Below are 15,937 nucleotides of genomic sequence, written 5' to 3' on the forward strand. Positions count from 1 at the left end.
GACGCCAAAGAACTCCTTCCGTTTGCGGGCTGGATCGACGAGGATATTGCGCGGATACCGATCGAACCGGTCGGCGGGCAACAGCCTGTCAGGCGTAAGCACCTCGAACGCAGTCCCGATCGCCACGAACAGGTCGTCATCAGAGATCTCCTCCTCCATCTACGATGTGATCAAGGCAAACACCCCCGAGCATCAAGCCAATCCTCCGGATCCGCGTTCGTGGGGCCTCATGACTGAAGGCCCTCGGTGGGTGCTCGAACAGGCGCGATGCGCCCTTACTGGTCCGATAGACGACAATGCCGGGCGGCGCGCAGCCCTAGCAGCGATCGACGCCGCGCTTGACCTCCCGGCGCCAGTGTTCGGAGTGCCGGGCGAATGGCTGCGAGCGATGATCGCCTACCTCGAGGAGAGCGTCGAGAAGATCGGCCCGAACGAAACGCAAGGCAGTATCGAGGCCCTCAAGCTGCTCTACAGCGCGCCTCCTCCAGCGGTCGCCGGCGAATCCCAGACCGCATTTGTGGCGCACGCCATGATGCGCTGGCTTCGCGAGAACAAGGCCGCACTCGGCACGGAAGAGAATCATGCGATTGACGCATCACTGCGCCGTTTTCTTGGGACAAACGTCGTTCCGCCTGCAGGCGCGAGCTAAGAGCATTAACATCGAAGTATGTGGCGGCGCGCGCTCGTCCGATACGAACCCGAGGCGACTGCTGAGCCCCGTCACAGCGGAATGTCTGACCGCCCGCCTACGTCGACCTCGTGTAAGCCAAGCGCTCAGCGTGCGCGGCGCTCGACAAAACGACGGATCCCGATATCGGCCGTCGGGTAAGCGCTCAACGACCCGTCCCTGAAGTCCGAGATTAAACGATACGAGGGCGACGTCATTCACGTTCATCCGACAATACTGTCAGCATTGCTTCGGCTTTCGACGAACGGTTGTCTGCAGGCGCTTGGTCGTTTGCCATTTTCTCGCCGTCAGTACCATGCGAGTTGTAGCGTGGCCTGTTCATACGCAAGCGAAACGCCGATACATGTAGCGCCCACAAATGTATCGCTAGGCTGTGCGCGTGCACCCGCAATCTTGTTTGGGACTTTTGGCGTGGCCTGGTTTTCAGTGTCTTCGGTGCATGGCGCTTCGACGCCGAGCACGCAAGCCAGAGCATCCTCGTGTATTGGGGCATCGAAAAGAAGGGCATACAAAAAACGACCTTATGAATAGCAGACTCTGTACTACTATCGCCTTGAGCCAAACTGCGCGATTCACAGTTCGAAGTTTTTAACGCTACAGACCTTGCCGATGATTGAAACGGTTCGCTCAACACGAAAAATTTGCAAGTCTGAAATCGTTCCTCTATGTTTGAATGACAGATATTTCTAATTGCGATATGGCGACTTCATGCGGAAGGACGTCTCATTAGGTTGGCTTACCAACTAATTAAACTGAATGATACAACTGACTTTCACGCATTCATCCTTCAAGAGGCCGCGTTCGTCGGGAAAAATGCGCGTTCTTGTCGATTTGATCCGGTGGGACTAGAGTAAATGAGCTTGCACGAAGGTCTTCAAAGTGGATCCACATATTCGAAAGATTTCACTATGAGGTGCGCGCGGTGGTCGCAGCAGCATAAACCGAAGCGGTGGAACCTAATGAATGAGGAATCAAACCTACTCTGCCCAAGCGCTCGATGTGAAGAAGGAGCTCTTCTGCTGGGTGTCGTGCATCGAACGGGGGTAGGCATTGCTGCTCAGCCTATCAAAATCGACGAGAGCTTTGTTCTACTCGCTCGAAATGGTCGCCGTCCTGACTCCCGCTTTCGCTTTGCCTCGCGTTGTATTGAGAAGGGTTGCAAAAATTGGAATGGCCGGTGCGCAGTTGCCGATCGAATCTCGGCAGATATGCCATCCGTCCCTGCGTGCGGAATACGGTCTCAGTGCCGGTGGTTTTCTCAGAACGGTGCGTCTGCGTGTGCGGGCTGCTTAGAGGTTATAACTGATACCGGCTATCCGCTCGACTCGTTAGAAAACCGGGAGGCAAAATGAAAACTGAAGGCTCCACAAAAAGCAGCAATACAAATATTCAAATCATCCTCGACGGCTTAGATTTGACCACGAAGCAGATTGAAACTATACGTACGGCAGTTCAAAGAGCTGTTCTATCTGAGCTTGCGACAATTGATAATGGAGAAGAATTGCATATTCGACGGATAACTAAGAAGTCGATCGCTTTAGATTTAAAATTACCCACCGGCGAAACTGAAGGAATGGTGATTCGGCAAAAATTGGCATGACACCTTGGCCATTGCCGATGGGTGCACATCCGCCTTGGTGCCTACGATGCCTAATTAGCAGCCCGAGCGGAATCGCCACTGACACGACAATACTTGAACCTCAGTCGTTCAGAGCTAGTAGGGTCATTGCCAACGACAATCTGGAGCATGACATTATGGTTACGATATTAGCGTGTTATGCAGGCAGCGGTATTGCTACAGTAGACGGAAAGTCACCAACCGGCGTGACTTGCGTTGGAGGGACTCACGATGGTGAGCCTGTCAAAATGGACATTGTGTCGGTGATCGCGAAGCTCCCCCATCAGGAGTTCCAGCGGCTGATCGAGCTTGAACTGGAGGAAGCCAAGAAAGGGCCAGAAAAGCCCGACAAGGGGACCTGATGTTTCTTTTGCCTATGTCGATCGCTAATTGTTCTTTTACCCATGTCGTTGCTTTGCCCGTACCGCCTAATCCGATCGCCGTTTCTAGTAATGGGTTTAGCGGTGATGCGTTGCACCCGGTAGTGGGTGACTCAAGCGCGACATGGGCTGTTGGTGCTTAATTAATAAAAGCTTATTGAACATTCAATAACTCGCGCGAGTGGCCCAATTCGCCAAGACTCCCAGGGGTCTAGACGGGGCTTTAAGAAAGAGTCGCTGATCGCACGTTCGCGTTCGTGTTGCCTACGAGTTTTGGCGAGAAAGGCCTATTCCCGGGCGGTAAAAGGTGGTTGCATCAACATCGCTCGTTGACTATGTTTGGATAGAAAGCGCATTTGCACAAGAATAAAATTTCGGTGCATGTACTACGCGCATTATCGGGCGATTTTGAGCACGAGAGTCGTGCTGATAGAGGGTTAGCCGTTATTATGCCGCCACGTTTGACCGGACACGGTAGAACTTCGATTCACATCGCGCGCATAGGGTTGGTTACTGTATCTAACATTTCTCCGATCGGCAGCCGGGTAATTTCCACAAAAACCGGAACGGTACGGACTACGTACGGAACCAGTAATAAATAACGCTGCCCTGACCGAGGTGCGCTGCGGACCTCCCCTAGTGACACAGAATGGTTTTACGGCCTGGGCCGTAACCTTTTAAGCAGCTGCAGGAGGTCGAGCCATGTCTCTCGTCATCGTCGCCGGCAGCCAGGATGCCCCCGAATTTGCAGTTATCGACTTCTCGGTGCCGGGGAGCCCGGTCAACGTCCTGACCGCACCGCCGTTCACAGCCGGCTGTGTGGTGGATTGCGACGGTACGCTGGCGGTCGTGGGAGACTTTAACGGTGGTGAGGTGGCGATCTACGACATCTCCAATCCTGCAGTGCCCGCGCTGCTGGGCACCGTGAGCACCCCTGTCTCCCGCTTAGCCACGATTTCCATTGACGGCACACACGTGCTGGTGGGCGACGGAAGCGGGGATGGGTTGGTGTTGGTGGATGTGTCCAACCCGTCCGCGCCGTTGGTGGTGTCTACGATTAATACCGGTCTTTCAAGCATCTCAGCAGTCGCGTTGAAAGGAGCCTACGCTGTCGCAACAGGAGTGTATGCCCTGACATTTGTGGTCGTTGATTACACGAACCCGTCTCATCCAACGCAGGTTCAGTTCGTTCCAGGAACTGCCGGCGTTCACTTCGGCAATTCCCCGACCTGCGATCTTGACGGAACGCACGCAGCGCTTGCAGATTCCGGCAGCGGAAATGTCTATCTTTTCGATATTTCAGGTGGCACGCCTAGCCTGCTCGGCCAATATGCGTCCACACAATCTGGCATTTCTTCGCTTTCGATCAGTGGCAATTTCGTGGCCGCCGCCTCTACCAACGACTTCACGATGTCGCTGATCGACTTCACGAATCCCGGTAGCCCAAGTGGCGCAGACACCGCGACGAAGCTAGGGGGCGGCGCAATAGTGAGGCTTTCTGGCAGCAATGTTGCGGCTGGCGCCACCAACGGTGTCGATGTGACTCTGTTCGCCAGAGTTGGCATCACCGCGACCGCACAGGGCATCGACGACACCACGATCGGCCCGCTGGGCACGTTCGGTATGACGAGCTTCATCCCGGCGACGCCGGTCGCGACGGTAGCCGTTTCTCCGAGCAGCCTCGCCTTTGGCCCGGTTCTCGTGCTGAAACCCTCGGAGCCTCAGTCGCTGACTGTGAAGAACATGGGCACCGAACCGCTGCACGTGACGGTCGCGCAACCAGCCGCTAACGAGTACCACGTCTCACCCTCCGGCAACCTGCAGGACATCGCGCCGAACCACAGCACTGTCTTGCATGTAACGTTCACCCCTTCCGCGGTCCAGTCCTATCCATCAGAACTGAATCTGACGACCAACGACCCGACCAAGGCGTTCTTGTCGATTCCTTTGAGCGGCAGCGGCGGGTATCCGCACGCGGTCGTGCCCGGTCCGCTTGCCTTTGGCGATGTTGCGGTGTGCCTGTCGCACACACTGGGTGCGACCATCGGCAACACCGGGCCGGTGAGCCTCCATATGTCATCGATCGTCGCCACGGGTCCCGGATTTGGCGCCTCGCCTGGATTGTTGACAGTACCAGCGGGCGGCAATGCGTCGATCCACGTGACATTCAACCCAGCGATGGTAGGCGCGCTGAACGGCAGTCTGGGTTTCAAAACAGACGATCCGACTACCCCGAATGCCGGCGTGGCGCTGAGCGGAACGGGCACACCAGAGCCACCGCCGGCGATCTCCGTCACGCCTGTGGCGATCGATTTCGGCGCCGTACCGCTGCAGTACTACGCCGGGATCGCGGTGACAGTTGCGAACACCGGACCTTGCGAAGATCTCGATGTCACGCTCACCGTTTCTGGCGCGGCCTTCGTGCTTAAGGCAGGCGATCTGACGACCCTAACCCCCGGCAATTTGCCGATCACCGACACGGTCAGCGCGAGCACATCAAACACCTACACGGTCGTGTTTGTACCAGTGTCGACCGGCACTGCGTCGGGCACGCTGACGATCGTGAGCAACGACCCTGCGCATCCCTCGGTCAAGGTGGCACTCACCGGGATCGGGGTGACGGCGTCACCGGCGGCGATCCAACTGATTCTTGACCGCTCAGGCAGTATGGCGACCACGATCACCGGCGGAACTCGGATGACAGCGTTGCAAAGTGCGGTGAGCATGTTCGCCGAACTCGTCATTCCAGGGACCGGCTTCAGTATGGGATCGGTGCAGTTCGATACCACGGACGCCATCCTGACGCCATTGGCGAATTTCGACGCGACCCAGCAGAGCGCCATCATTGCCGGCGCCAACGCGCTGTCACCACGCTTCTTTACGTGCATCGGTGGTGGATTGCAACTCGGGCAGACCGGCCTCGCGGCGTCGGCCGAGCCGCGCAAGGTGGCAATCGTATTTACGGACGGCTACGAGAACACGGATCCAATGATCGCTACAGTCGAACCCGGCGTTATCAGCGCGGGCATCGAAGTTTACGCGGTCGGGCTGGGCGATCCCGCGTACCTGTCGGTCGCGGCACTCAACCAGCTCGCCGCGAGTTCAAACGGAAAGTTCTTTCAGACGACAGACCCACTCGTCTTGCGAAAGCAGTTCGTGGAAATCCTCGCTGATGCTTTCCGGCAAAACCTGGCCGCTGACCCGATCCTCGATCTGCAACAAGGCGTCTCGGTCACGGTTCCGGTCAACATTACAACGTGCGAGTCGCGCATCAGCTTCGTGCTGCTTTGGGAAGATCCTTCTGCGCAGGTTCAGTTCTCCGTGCGCGCACCCGACGGCACAGTATTCAGTAGCGCGTCCGCTGCTGCCAATCGGCTGGTCCGGTACGTCGAGCGCCCCGGTTACCGCTTTCTTCAGATTGCTCTGCCGCCGGGGCCTAACCACGCGATCGGACCGCGACAGCTCGGCGAGTGGCGCATGTTGATTGACCCCGTGTTTGTCGCTGGCGGGAGCACCCGGGCGGCGACAAGCGTGTTAGTCGAGGGTGAACTGCAAATCGAAGCCACTATCACCGCGACGACCGTTGGCGCGCCGATGTCGGTGATTGCTCAGGTGACCCATGCAGGTGTGGTGCTCGGCGACGCCAAAGTAACGCTGAAGCTCACCTCGCCGCTGACATCGCTAGCGAGCCTGTCGACGCCGATCGTGCGTCAGCGCGCGGCAGCGGCGGACACGCATCTCATTCCGCCGAATCTACAGATCCTAACCAAGACGCATACCTCACAGCACCAGGCGCAGTTCGAAAGAAGGGCTTATTTCGCGACGCTGCCAGTGCCGGAGATCGACGGCGTCTACACCGTCGAAGTTTCGGCGACCGGCCAGGCCTGCGGTGGCGCGTTCGAGCGCTACTGGTCCGGTTCGACTCTGGTCGCGCCACGCGACAGGCGCCCGCCAAGGGGAGGCAACGATCGCAAAAGCTGAAGTGACAATGTCGGCGGCGCTCCTGCTCTTACCACTTCAGCAAGCCAATCACTGCAAAATCGAAAGCGAAGGTCGAAACGCCCCGGCAGTGACGCCAGGGCACTTGAGCGGCCCTGGGCAACGAGGCAACGTAGCGCGGAATTGTATGAGCGGGCGTGGATGCTATATTTACTCTCGTATCCCAACCGCGGAACGGTCGCCGAACTGTTTCCCGATATCGATATCGCCCACTCCGAAGACTTTTCTCACCCGGCCTGAGGGCTGTGCTCCAGGAGAACCGCATGATGCCGAAGCCTGCCAGTTGCTTGCACACCGACCGCCTTTGCGGGTACCTCCTTGGCCGGAAGAACGTCCCGTTCCGCGCGCTCAAGACTGGCCAGACGTTTGTGCTCGCGAGAGGCAGATTGTGTGAACTCGTCGCTCGAGAAGACGCGACGACCGCTTTCACGCCCTACCGGCTCGGGTTCGGAATGTTCGCAGAGTAAACCGTCTCGGTGCGGCGCGCATGGTTCGGAAGGCTAGCGGAGCGTGCCGCGTACGCAGCGCTGGCGCTGCGGGCGGCGCGCTAGCCGTTAACCCATGCCCGCCTCGACGCCGCTCGTGCCACCGGTTGAGAATGCATTCTTGTGAATCCACATCGCCAGATCAGCTAACGCCCGAACCTGAACCACGACACCGCCGCCACGCAAGCGGCCGCCGAAAAAGTGGCCCTAATTTCCCGCGAGTTCCCCAACTTCAATGTCCTTGAAGAGAGAAGTGCTGATGCGTGGCTCTCTGCGGTTCGATCCGGAGCAAGGTTCGACAACCCCTTCATAATGTCGAGGGGCCTCGCTGCGCTCGATGCGCTGGTGGATGTTTCAAGGTTCCGGCATCCTGCCGCTGTACAGCAGGCTGCGGTCGCAGCACGCGAGGAGGCGCTAACCGTTATCACCGCGTGGCGCTCTCGAAGATGAACGCCTCCACTGACGTTCGCTTGTGCTTTGATCGTCCGCGAAACGCTCAACACGGTTACATCTCTACCTTTCGGACAATCCAAGCATTGGAATGAGGCACAACAGCGCGATCAAGGAAGCTTATTCCGTCTCTTCCTCTGCCTGACTCCAGTTTGCAGTGGTGTATTGGCTGAGGCGCTCGCCGATAATCGCCACTGTCCCCCTTGGGTCTTTTGTAACGCCGGGCGACAGACCTAACATCTGGCACAAAACGACGTCCTTCTTGCCAGTCTCGTCATCGTCATATAACAGGTCGATACCACCCTCGTCCCAGCGATAGTGACCATCACCTGGAAAGCCCGGCTTACCACCGAGCGTGTCTTCAAGCTTACTCCACGTTCCGCTCATTGATCCCCCGTCCAATCGTATCCTGACTTTCAGGGTGGACGACACTGTGTCGAAGTCGTTAAGTGTGAGATACAAGTACATCGCTTCTCTCCACGAATTGAGGCGATTACAGGCAGCTGCTATTGGCCGCAGGACCGGGACATGCGCGGAATGACGGTGGTGGCTTATGCGCTGGAGGTGTATGGTCCCCGTTCCCCGGCTGCGGCGGCTTTGCGGATGGCATGAAGCCATGGTCCGGACCGAACCAGACGGACTGGGACTGTGGGGTTGGAGTCCACTGAACGAGTTCTCCCGGAGACTTACACATCGGATGCGACAACGTTTCAGCACAAAAGGTTTGAGAGAGTGGAGAAAGTCGAGTTAGCAGCACCCACGCTCCCAAGGCGTTGGACGCGACTTCGTTCGGCCCTGAGGTGAAATCGTCATAGGTTGGGCAGCCTCCGCTCACGTTTCGAACTGAACAGAGCGCGATGGCCGCTGCGAGTTCATCGCCCTGTTGCTGGGTTATGACGCCCTTGTCGACCGTCACGACCCTGTGAAGAGGTGCCTTTGCGAGCAGTTGGTAATAGAAGTCAAAAGTCGCGAGCTTATCTGCGGCACTGGGAAAATTCGCTGGAGTCGCCCCTGATACATTCTGTTCCGCTGGCGCGGCCGGCGTCGCCGAGGACGCAGGTGGAGTCGCGTCCATAGCTGTGTTGAAAGACCTGGATACATCATTGGGCAGCACGAGCATCATCGGCGAGTTCGCGTCAAGCTTGTTCGACTTATTCTCTGAACCTCCATAAACCTCTACCATTTTTTTCCGGGAAAATACGTTTAACGTGACAAGACCAATGACTACCCCCTTTTCCTCTGCAGTCAGTTCGTTACCGTTCAGCGGACAGATCTCCGTTGCACGATAGCGCTTCACATTTTCGCTGCTTAATTTGTCGAATCCACACTCACCATAGTCACGGCAGAGCGCCAATAGCGGTTCGAGACACTTTGTGGTTGCGGTCAAGATGGCGGCCTGCTCGGTGAGGGAGTTACCGTCCTTGTAGAAAGGGATGTAAAAATCCGATGGGGAAATGACTGCAGCGTTGTAGAGCGCCGTGAGCTCCATCAGGCGCTGGTACTCCCAAAACATGGCTTTGAGGTAGAAGAGGTTCGATGCTGCTGCGGACTTCACCTTAATATCCACTAGCGCATAAGGCATCAGGGTAACCTGATACGGCACTGCCGCGCTGGGGTCATAGGTCGCGTAGTGTGAAATTTTGGCGATGGCGTCAGAGGCGTTGGTTGGCGTATCAAGGGTGCCAGCGCTCTGGTATTGCCGAACCTGCACGTCGTTTTTCGACAGCGTGTCCATGGTCTTCTGGCTCAGTGACAGATTTGCTGACGCGCCAAAACCGCTCGCACTCACCGTCAGCCCCATAGACTGAGACGTTGTCGATGTCGACTGGTCGAGAGTGAAGAGGATGCCGAGAGTTCCTCCCAGCTTGATCGACGAAACATACGAGTCGCCGCATCGTTGAAAGAATTCAGCATCACTGAGATTCTTCTGGTCAGCGACCAGATCCAATTTTTTGTCCTTGCCTATAAGGAATTCTGTTCCTTTATCGGAGAGCACTCTTCCTAAAATGTATGTTTTAGATTTGTCGCTGCTGTTGAAGCTACTGAAGTTAGCAGACACCGATGCACCGTAGCCGACACCACTATATGATCCGCCTGCTGAGATATTGAGTGTTTTTTCAAACTGTTCCCGGTCGGAAATGTAGCGATAGTCAGCAGTTACGCTCCCACCTTGGGTCTTCAGTTCGGTGCCACCTACGCACACATACGGGGTTGGTCGGCCCGCCAGGCTGTTCCACCCCTGTCCGAGAACAACTCCATCCGAAGGGAAGGGTTCAGTGAATATCTCGTTGTCCGAAAGCGTCGCATTTTGCGGAGTTTTCGTCGCCGGTTGTTCCTCTGACCGTGATTCGAGCGTCGGTGATCTGCTGTTACACGCACTTAAAAGAGCCACCATAACCAACGCGACCACCGTTCTCGCGCTCTGCATAGTCATCACCCTTTTCAATTGCATTACTAACAATCATTTTTCCATGCGAGTGATACGCGACGCTCCTTTGCGTTATAAGTTGTGGGCTATCAGAATGCAAGCAGAAGCGGCTGTTTTTGTGACCTTACACCGCTGTACAGGCTCGCCCACCTTATGCCGCATTACGAGGCTCTCCAGAGTCAGTCGCATGCCACGAAAGCAGCCTCACCGCGGCAGTCACGTCCGCGAACGTGCCCCGAACGTCTGGGTGAGTTCATGGACACTGCTCGCGTCGCAATTGGGAAGCGACGTCATCGCTCCATGCCTGGTGTGCTCCACGGAAACCCCCGCAAGACGTTGGTGTATCCGAACGCGCACGCGTCGGCGGACTGCGAAGGTCGCAGGCCTAAGTCAGCCACGTCGGGGCAGCGAACCTCAGCAAAAATCCCGACTTGCCGTCTGCAGGTCGCCGAGCAGGTGGGACATGTCGACGAGTCGGTGCGCGATCAGATGGCGAACCTCCCCCTGGCATTGCCATGTGCCATAGACCCCGAGCAACGACGCCCCCAGCGTTTCCTTGCGCTGCTTTTCAAATACGCTCTGCCAGACGATCACATTTACATTGCCGGTCTCGTCCTCCAGCGTGAGGAAGAGCACCCCGTTCGCGGTACCGGGGCGCTGGCGTACGGTAACCAGGCCGCAGCCACGGGCAAGGCGTCCATCGCGATAGGTACGCAGTGTCTCCGCAGGCATCAGCCGGTTCGCGAGCAGTCGAGGGCGCAGGAGCGCAAGCGGATGCCGACCAAGCGTCAATCCCACGGAGCGGTAATCGGCGACGATCTCGTGACCCTCAGTCGGCGCGCCAAGGTCGGGCGTTTCGTCCTCGATGGCCCCTGCCGCAAGCATGTCTTTTTCAGGCACTGCAGCGACTGACTGCCAGAGCGCTTCGCGGCGGTTGCCGGCGAGCGCTGCCAGTGCATTCGCCTCTGCCAGCACGCGTAGATCCTTCCGATCGAGTTGCGCGCGGCGCGCGAGGTCGTTGACATTCGAAAACGGGCGGACCGCGCGCGCGGTCTCAATGCGCCCGGCGGCGCCGTCCTTCATGCCGCGCAGCAGCGACATGCCAAGCCGCACGGCGGGCCGCGTTGCGCCCACCACGCTGACGAGCGACCAGTCCCACCCACTGACCGTCACGTCGACGGGCAGAACCTTCACGTCGTGCCGCTGCGCGTCCTGCACGAGTTGCGAAGGCGAATAAAAGCCCATTGGCTGGGAGTTGAGGAGCGCCGCAAGGAAAGCCTCAGGTTCATGGCATTTCAGCCAGCTGCTTGAGTACACGAGTAGAGCAAAGCTCGCGGCGTGACTCTCCGGAAACCCATACTCGCCAAACCCTTTAATCTGCTCGAAAATGCTGTCCGCGAACGCCTTTTCGTAGCCGCGCTCAAGCATCCCGTTGACGATGCGGTGGTACTATTTTTCAAGACCGCCCTTTCGCTTCCACGCGGCCATTGCCCGCCGCAACTCGTCAGCCTCGCCTGGCGTAAAACCGGCTGCGAGAATCGCGACCTGCATGACCTGTTCCTGAAAGATCGCAACGCCGAGTGTGCGACCAAGCGCAATTTTCAGCGCGTCACTGGGATACGAGACAGGCTCAAGGCCTTGCCGCCGTTGCAGGTAAGGATGCACGGCGCCCCCCCTGTATAGGGCCGGGCCTGACGATCGCCACCTGAATGACGAGATCGTGGAAAGTACGCGGCTGGATGCGCGGCAGCATCGACATCTGCGCGCGCGACTCGATCTGGAAAACTCCGATCGTGTCGGCCGCCGAAATCATCGCGTAGGTCTTCGGATCCTCTGCAGGGATGTCCTGCATCTCGAAACGCTCCCCACGTTGCTCCGAGACAAAGTCGAGGGCGCGCTGGATGGCCGATAGCGTGCCGAGTGCGAGGATGTCGATCTTGAGCAGCCCGAGCGCATCGAGGTCGTCCTTGTCCCATTCAATGACACTGCGCCCGGCCATTGCCGCATTCTCAACGGGTACGAGGCGCGTGAGCTTGCCCCGGCTGTTGAAGTTCGTAAATTCCGCTAATGGTGTCCGTTGGAGCGCTAATCGTGTCCGTTAATTCCGCTAACGCAGCCGACCGCTGTTATTGAACATACGCATCTCGCGATGACGGCTGATCGCGTCCAGCGCAGCAGCGAAGTGACCTGACCGGCGAAATACAGAAGCGGGGACTGTTTCTAGGAGCGTGCGGTGCACACGACAGAATTCCGCTGTTGGTTCCAGCATTGGAGGCCGGTGAGATAGCCTCGATAAGATTCTTAGAGTTCTTTGCGTCGGCGATCCGCAATCCGCACACGTGCCGGGCGTACGCGCGCGCGGCCAGTGACTTCCTCGCGTGGTGTGCCCGCGCTGGCGTACCGTCGATCACGGCCTTGCAGCCGCTGCACGTCGCGGCCGGGATCGAGCGGCAGACGCAGACCCTGTCGGCGCCGACCGTCAAGCAGCACCTGGCCGCGATCCGGCATCTGTTCGACTGGCTTGTCACCGGCCAGGTCGTGCCGCACAACCCGGCCGCGTCGGTGCGCGGGCCCATCCACACCGCAAAGAAAGGGAAAACGCCGGTACTCGACGCGACGGAAGCGCGGCAGCTGCTCGACAGCATCGACGTGAGCACACCGGTGGGGCTGCGCGACCGCGCGCTGATTGCCTTGATGGTGTTTTCGTTCGCGCGCGTGGGCGCGGCGCTCGCGATGCGGGTCGAGGACGTCTACGTGCAGCAGCGGCGGCTGTGGGTGCGGCTGCGTGAAAAAAGCGGCAAGCGTCATGAGATGCCGTGTCACCACACGCTGGAGGCGTACCTGCACGCGTATCTGGACGGTACCGGGATCGGCGACGATCCGAAGGGGCCACTGTTCCGCACGATCGCGCGTGGCACCGGGCGGCTCAGCGACGCGCCGCTACCGCGGGCGAACGCCTACGCGATGGTGCGGCGCCGCGCGCTGGTGGCCGGGATCGGCACGGCCGTCGGCAACCACACGTTCCGCGCGACCGGTATCACTGCGTACCTGAAGAATGGCGGCACGCTCGAGAACGCCGCGGCCATGGCCAATCACGCATCGACGCGCACCACGCAGTTGTATGACCGGCGTCGTGATGAGCTCAGCCAGGATGAGGTCGAACGCATCCGCGTGTGAAAGGTCAGTCGGTGAGCAGGCTGCCCGAATGTCTCATGGGCAGTCCAAGTGGGGGAAGTGTGTTGCTGCCACTAGCAGTCGGGTGGTTCTGGGTGGCAAAGCAACGATGCGGCCGAGTACGATCTCGTCCAGGACACAAAGGCCCATGATACGAACGAGCCTGACCCCTTTACGGGTCGCCGCGTCCAGTTTCTTTTGCAAGCGGGCGGCCGCCTGCCGCTCGCGCTCGATTTCCAGCAGCGCCCAGGTTCGGCGGCTCTCAGCCGTTCCTGCGCCAGCGCTCCGTCGGCACGCAGTTTGTCCAGTCCCGAAGAGAAGTCACGTCGGGCGGTCTCCAGCGCCTCCTGCAACTGCTGCTCGCCCTGTCGCCCGAGCCGTACCTACTCGTGCAGCGTCGACGTCGCTGCAATGGAGACGCAAGGCAAGGAATCGCGGTTATCCAGCGCTGGACCCAAGCAAAAATGGCACGGTATGCGTCGTCAACGCGATTGAATTCGCATCAAACGGCAGTGCATGTGTCATCGGGTTTGTGTCGACACCCCCCGATTTCTTGTCGACATCCGCAAGTGGACTCTTAAGAAAATGTTGTTGCAAGACCCCGATCAGGGAAACATCGTTTGTTTCGCGCGCGAGTTGCTCAATTTGTTTGGCCTGTCGTACTTCGACCACATATGCAGTCGCACGAATACTACGTTGGGCCTCTGCAATGCGAGCCTTTGCTGACTCTGAGAGTTCACCGGTGGTCCATAGCTCAAACCGTAGTTTGAGATTTCGCCACTCGGGATGCTCGAGCGCACGTTGTCGCACCAACGGAATGCGCTTGGTCAGCCATTTCTCGATTTCGTCGTCATCGACGAGGCGGCCGGGCATATAGCCCTTGCATTCAATGAAGTAGACACATTGCTCGTCGACGACTCCGCGGACGTCGATTTCAGCCACATCTTTTCCATTCTGTCGATAGATATCGTTCAACTTCACCCGTGCGTGAAATTTCTTCCGCACGATGTCGGCGACTACAAACTCGAAAAGCGCTCCGCGCAGCCTGCTCACCGCGCCTTCGATCTTGCCAAGTTTGGTAAAAAACGTAGTGAATTTTTCCGGGTCTATCGTTGCTTGGGCAGCATTCGTCATCGTGGCGATGAGCTCAGTGAGCGCGGCCGCTAGCTCGTCGCCAAACAATGAAGCAGGGGTCGCCGGCACGACACCATGCTTGCGAGCCAACCTCAAAGCTTCTGGCGTGTACCGCTCGGCGACGAAGAACTGAATGCATCGCCCAACTTTCTTCAAGCTGCGCAAAGTGAGGCACTTGTGAATGAAAGGCTCCAGCCCAGCTTCGGTAAGAACGCCACCTAGGAAGACGTCGAACACGACAAAGCCAGGCTTAGGTTTCGCATCGGCTGCCCAGTTTGCCAGCCCTCCCAGATATGACGGTGCCGTGATGTCCCATTCGAAAGTTGAAACTCGCGGCTGTCGGGTCCCCTCGTCGCGAACCTCAAATTTTTCGTAGCTGCCCAGCCCCAGCTCGCGCGCCCACGATTTGAGCGCGCTTAGCAATATGGCCTCCGTGATGAGGCGTGCTTTCATTCGCGCGGCCGGCTGCTCGAGATACTCTGCACCTCTCGCGAACGCAACGCAGGTACCTACGCCGGGAACATCCAGTTCCTCGAGCAGCTTCGCCTCGACCAAGCGCGCGCGGATCGTGTCAGCAGCCAGTTGCCGCGTCTGCTCCAGTGGCGCACCTGCAGCGATGCTGAAGTGGTCTACCGGCATAATGCCACCGCGTTGCTGGAGCGCTGCCAGCGCCCTTGCATAGCTTCCCTTGCTGGCGTAAAGAGCTTTCACCAGTGTCGACCAGAAAGCGGACGAGCCGTATTGTTCAGGCAGGTACAGAAAACGTGCGTTGCGCGGGAAGGCCAGATTCGTAAGACTTCGGACCGCCGGTGATCGCCGCGAGACGCGCTGACGAGCAGCAGCAGCCAACAAACCATGCTCCTCGATTAGGATAGCCGCGACGTCGCTACTTAGGCCAGGCCCACGACTTCGCAGGACTTCTTCGATAGCATCAGGCACTAAGAACTCCAAGGGCTGTCACACTGCGCTATTTATAACAGAATTTAATGTTCTGGGTACTGTCTTCGTTTTCTAAAATTCTCTATCTAGAACAACGAGTTATAAAAACTGATCAAGCTTCTCAAACGTCATAACTTTGTCACGGTCGTTGTTTTCCACAGATGAGCGCCTTGCGAGCAGCCGAGCGACCCACTGCGAAAAAGCGTCGAAGCGCACTTCTCAACGCGGAAACAGGTTAAGACATGACATGATTGCCGGCACCACACTTCTCCCGCGGGGCTACCTCCCACGTCCCATTGAGGGTTGCATGCTGCACAAGTTGGTTCAGTCGGCGCAGGCCACAGGTCAAGTCCGCGCCGATGTCATGCCTCGCCCCCCGCTCGGCTCACCAGGATGAGTGGGTCATCCTCTATCGTCCGTAGAGAAGCGTCCGGGCAAGTTCGCGTCCGGCGTTCCTAAAGTCGCGCCCGCCGGGTTGTCGAACTCACAGTGGATGCGTTGACGGAGTGGCTGCACCGCATTGCCGAGGAGGATCGCGTTGCTTTGACCCAGTATCTAGCCTTCCACGGACTGGAACCGCCATCGTCGATCAACCGAGGCCTGGGACGACAGACCACGCACCACATGCATTGTCCTCCAGAG

General features: G+C 58.2%; 8 protein-coding genes and 1 pseudogene. 5 read left to right on the forward strand and 4 right to left on the reverse strand.

The annotated features are described in order from the left end of the window. The first annotated feature begins 229 nt into the window (after positions 1–229). The 4 genes from FH08_RS0144905 (at position 230) to FH08_RS0144920 (ending at position 6,667) form a co-directional block, all read left to right on the forward strand. Complete coding sequence (locus FH08_RS0144905) at positions 230–649, forward strand: hypothetical protein (protein ID WP_152603089.1); 420 nt, start codon at positions 230–232, stop codon at positions 647–649. Positions 650–2,036: 1,387 nt separating this feature from the next. After that, positions 2,037–2,288 (forward strand): hypothetical protein, encoded by a 252-nt coding sequence (locus FH08_RS52330; protein WP_152603090.1) that lies wholly within the window; start codon positions 2,037–2,039, stop codon positions 2,286–2,288. A 155-nt stretch (positions 2,289–2,443) separates the two neighbouring features. After that, positions 2,444–2,668, forward strand: coding sequence for a hypothetical protein (locus tag FH08_RS52335; RefSeq protein WP_152603091.1), 225 nt, complete (start codon positions 2,444–2,446; stop codon positions 2,666–2,668). Between the two features lie 720 nt (positions 2,669–3,388). Beyond that, positions 3,389–6,667 carry a choice-of-anchor D domain-containing protein gene (locus FH08_RS0144920; protein ID WP_031364635.1) on the forward strand — a complete coding sequence of 1,093 codons (3,279 nt, stop codon included), beginning with the start codon at positions 3,389–3,391 and terminating at the stop codon, positions 6,665–6,667. A gap of 1,073 nt (positions 6,668–7,740) precedes the next feature. Here FH08_RS0144920 and FH08_RS0144930 read toward each other — a convergent pair. The 3 genes and pseudogenes from FH08_RS0144930 to FH08_RS49090 all read right to left on the reverse strand — a co-directional run. After that, positions 7,741–8,088 (reverse strand): hypothetical protein, encoded by a 348-nt coding sequence (locus tag FH08_RS0144930; protein WP_031364637.1) that lies wholly within the window; start codon positions 8,086–8,088, stop codon positions 7,741–7,743. 25 nt (positions 8,089–8,113) lie between these two features. Beyond that, complete coding sequence (locus FH08_RS0144935) at positions 8,114–10,054, reverse strand: hypothetical protein (RefSeq protein ID WP_152603092.1); 1,941 nt, start codon at positions 10,052–10,054, stop codon at positions 8,114–8,116. A 408-nt stretch (positions 10,055–10,462) separates the two neighbouring features. After that, positions 10,463–12,092: pseudogene (locus FH08_RS49090) on the reverse strand (OB-fold nucleic acid binding domain-containing protein); the annotation flags it as partial. A 212-nt stretch (positions 12,093–12,304) separates the two neighbouring features. Here FH08_RS49090 and FH08_RS0144945 point away from each other — a divergent pair. Next, positions 12,305–13,225, forward strand: a complete 921-nt coding sequence (locus FH08_RS0144945) for a tyrosine-type recombinase/integrase (protein ID WP_200878886.1) — start codon at positions 12,305–12,307, stop codon at positions 13,223–13,225. Between the two features lie 435 nt (positions 13,226–13,660). Here FH08_RS0144945 and FH08_RS0144950 read toward each other — a convergent pair whose 3' ends face one another. Beyond that, complete coding sequence (locus FH08_RS0144950; protein ID WP_051889011.1) at positions 13,661–15,208, reverse strand: nuclease-related domain-containing protein; 1,548 nt, start codon at positions 15,206–15,208, stop codon at positions 13,661–13,663. Between the last annotated feature and the right edge of the window lie 729 nt (positions 15,209–15,937).

Origin of the sequence: Caballeronia sordidicola, assembly GCF_000729995.1 — a bacterium.
Lineage (GTDB): Bacteria > Pseudomonadota > Gammaproteobacteria > Burkholderiales > Burkholderiaceae > Caballeronia > Caballeronia sordidicola_A.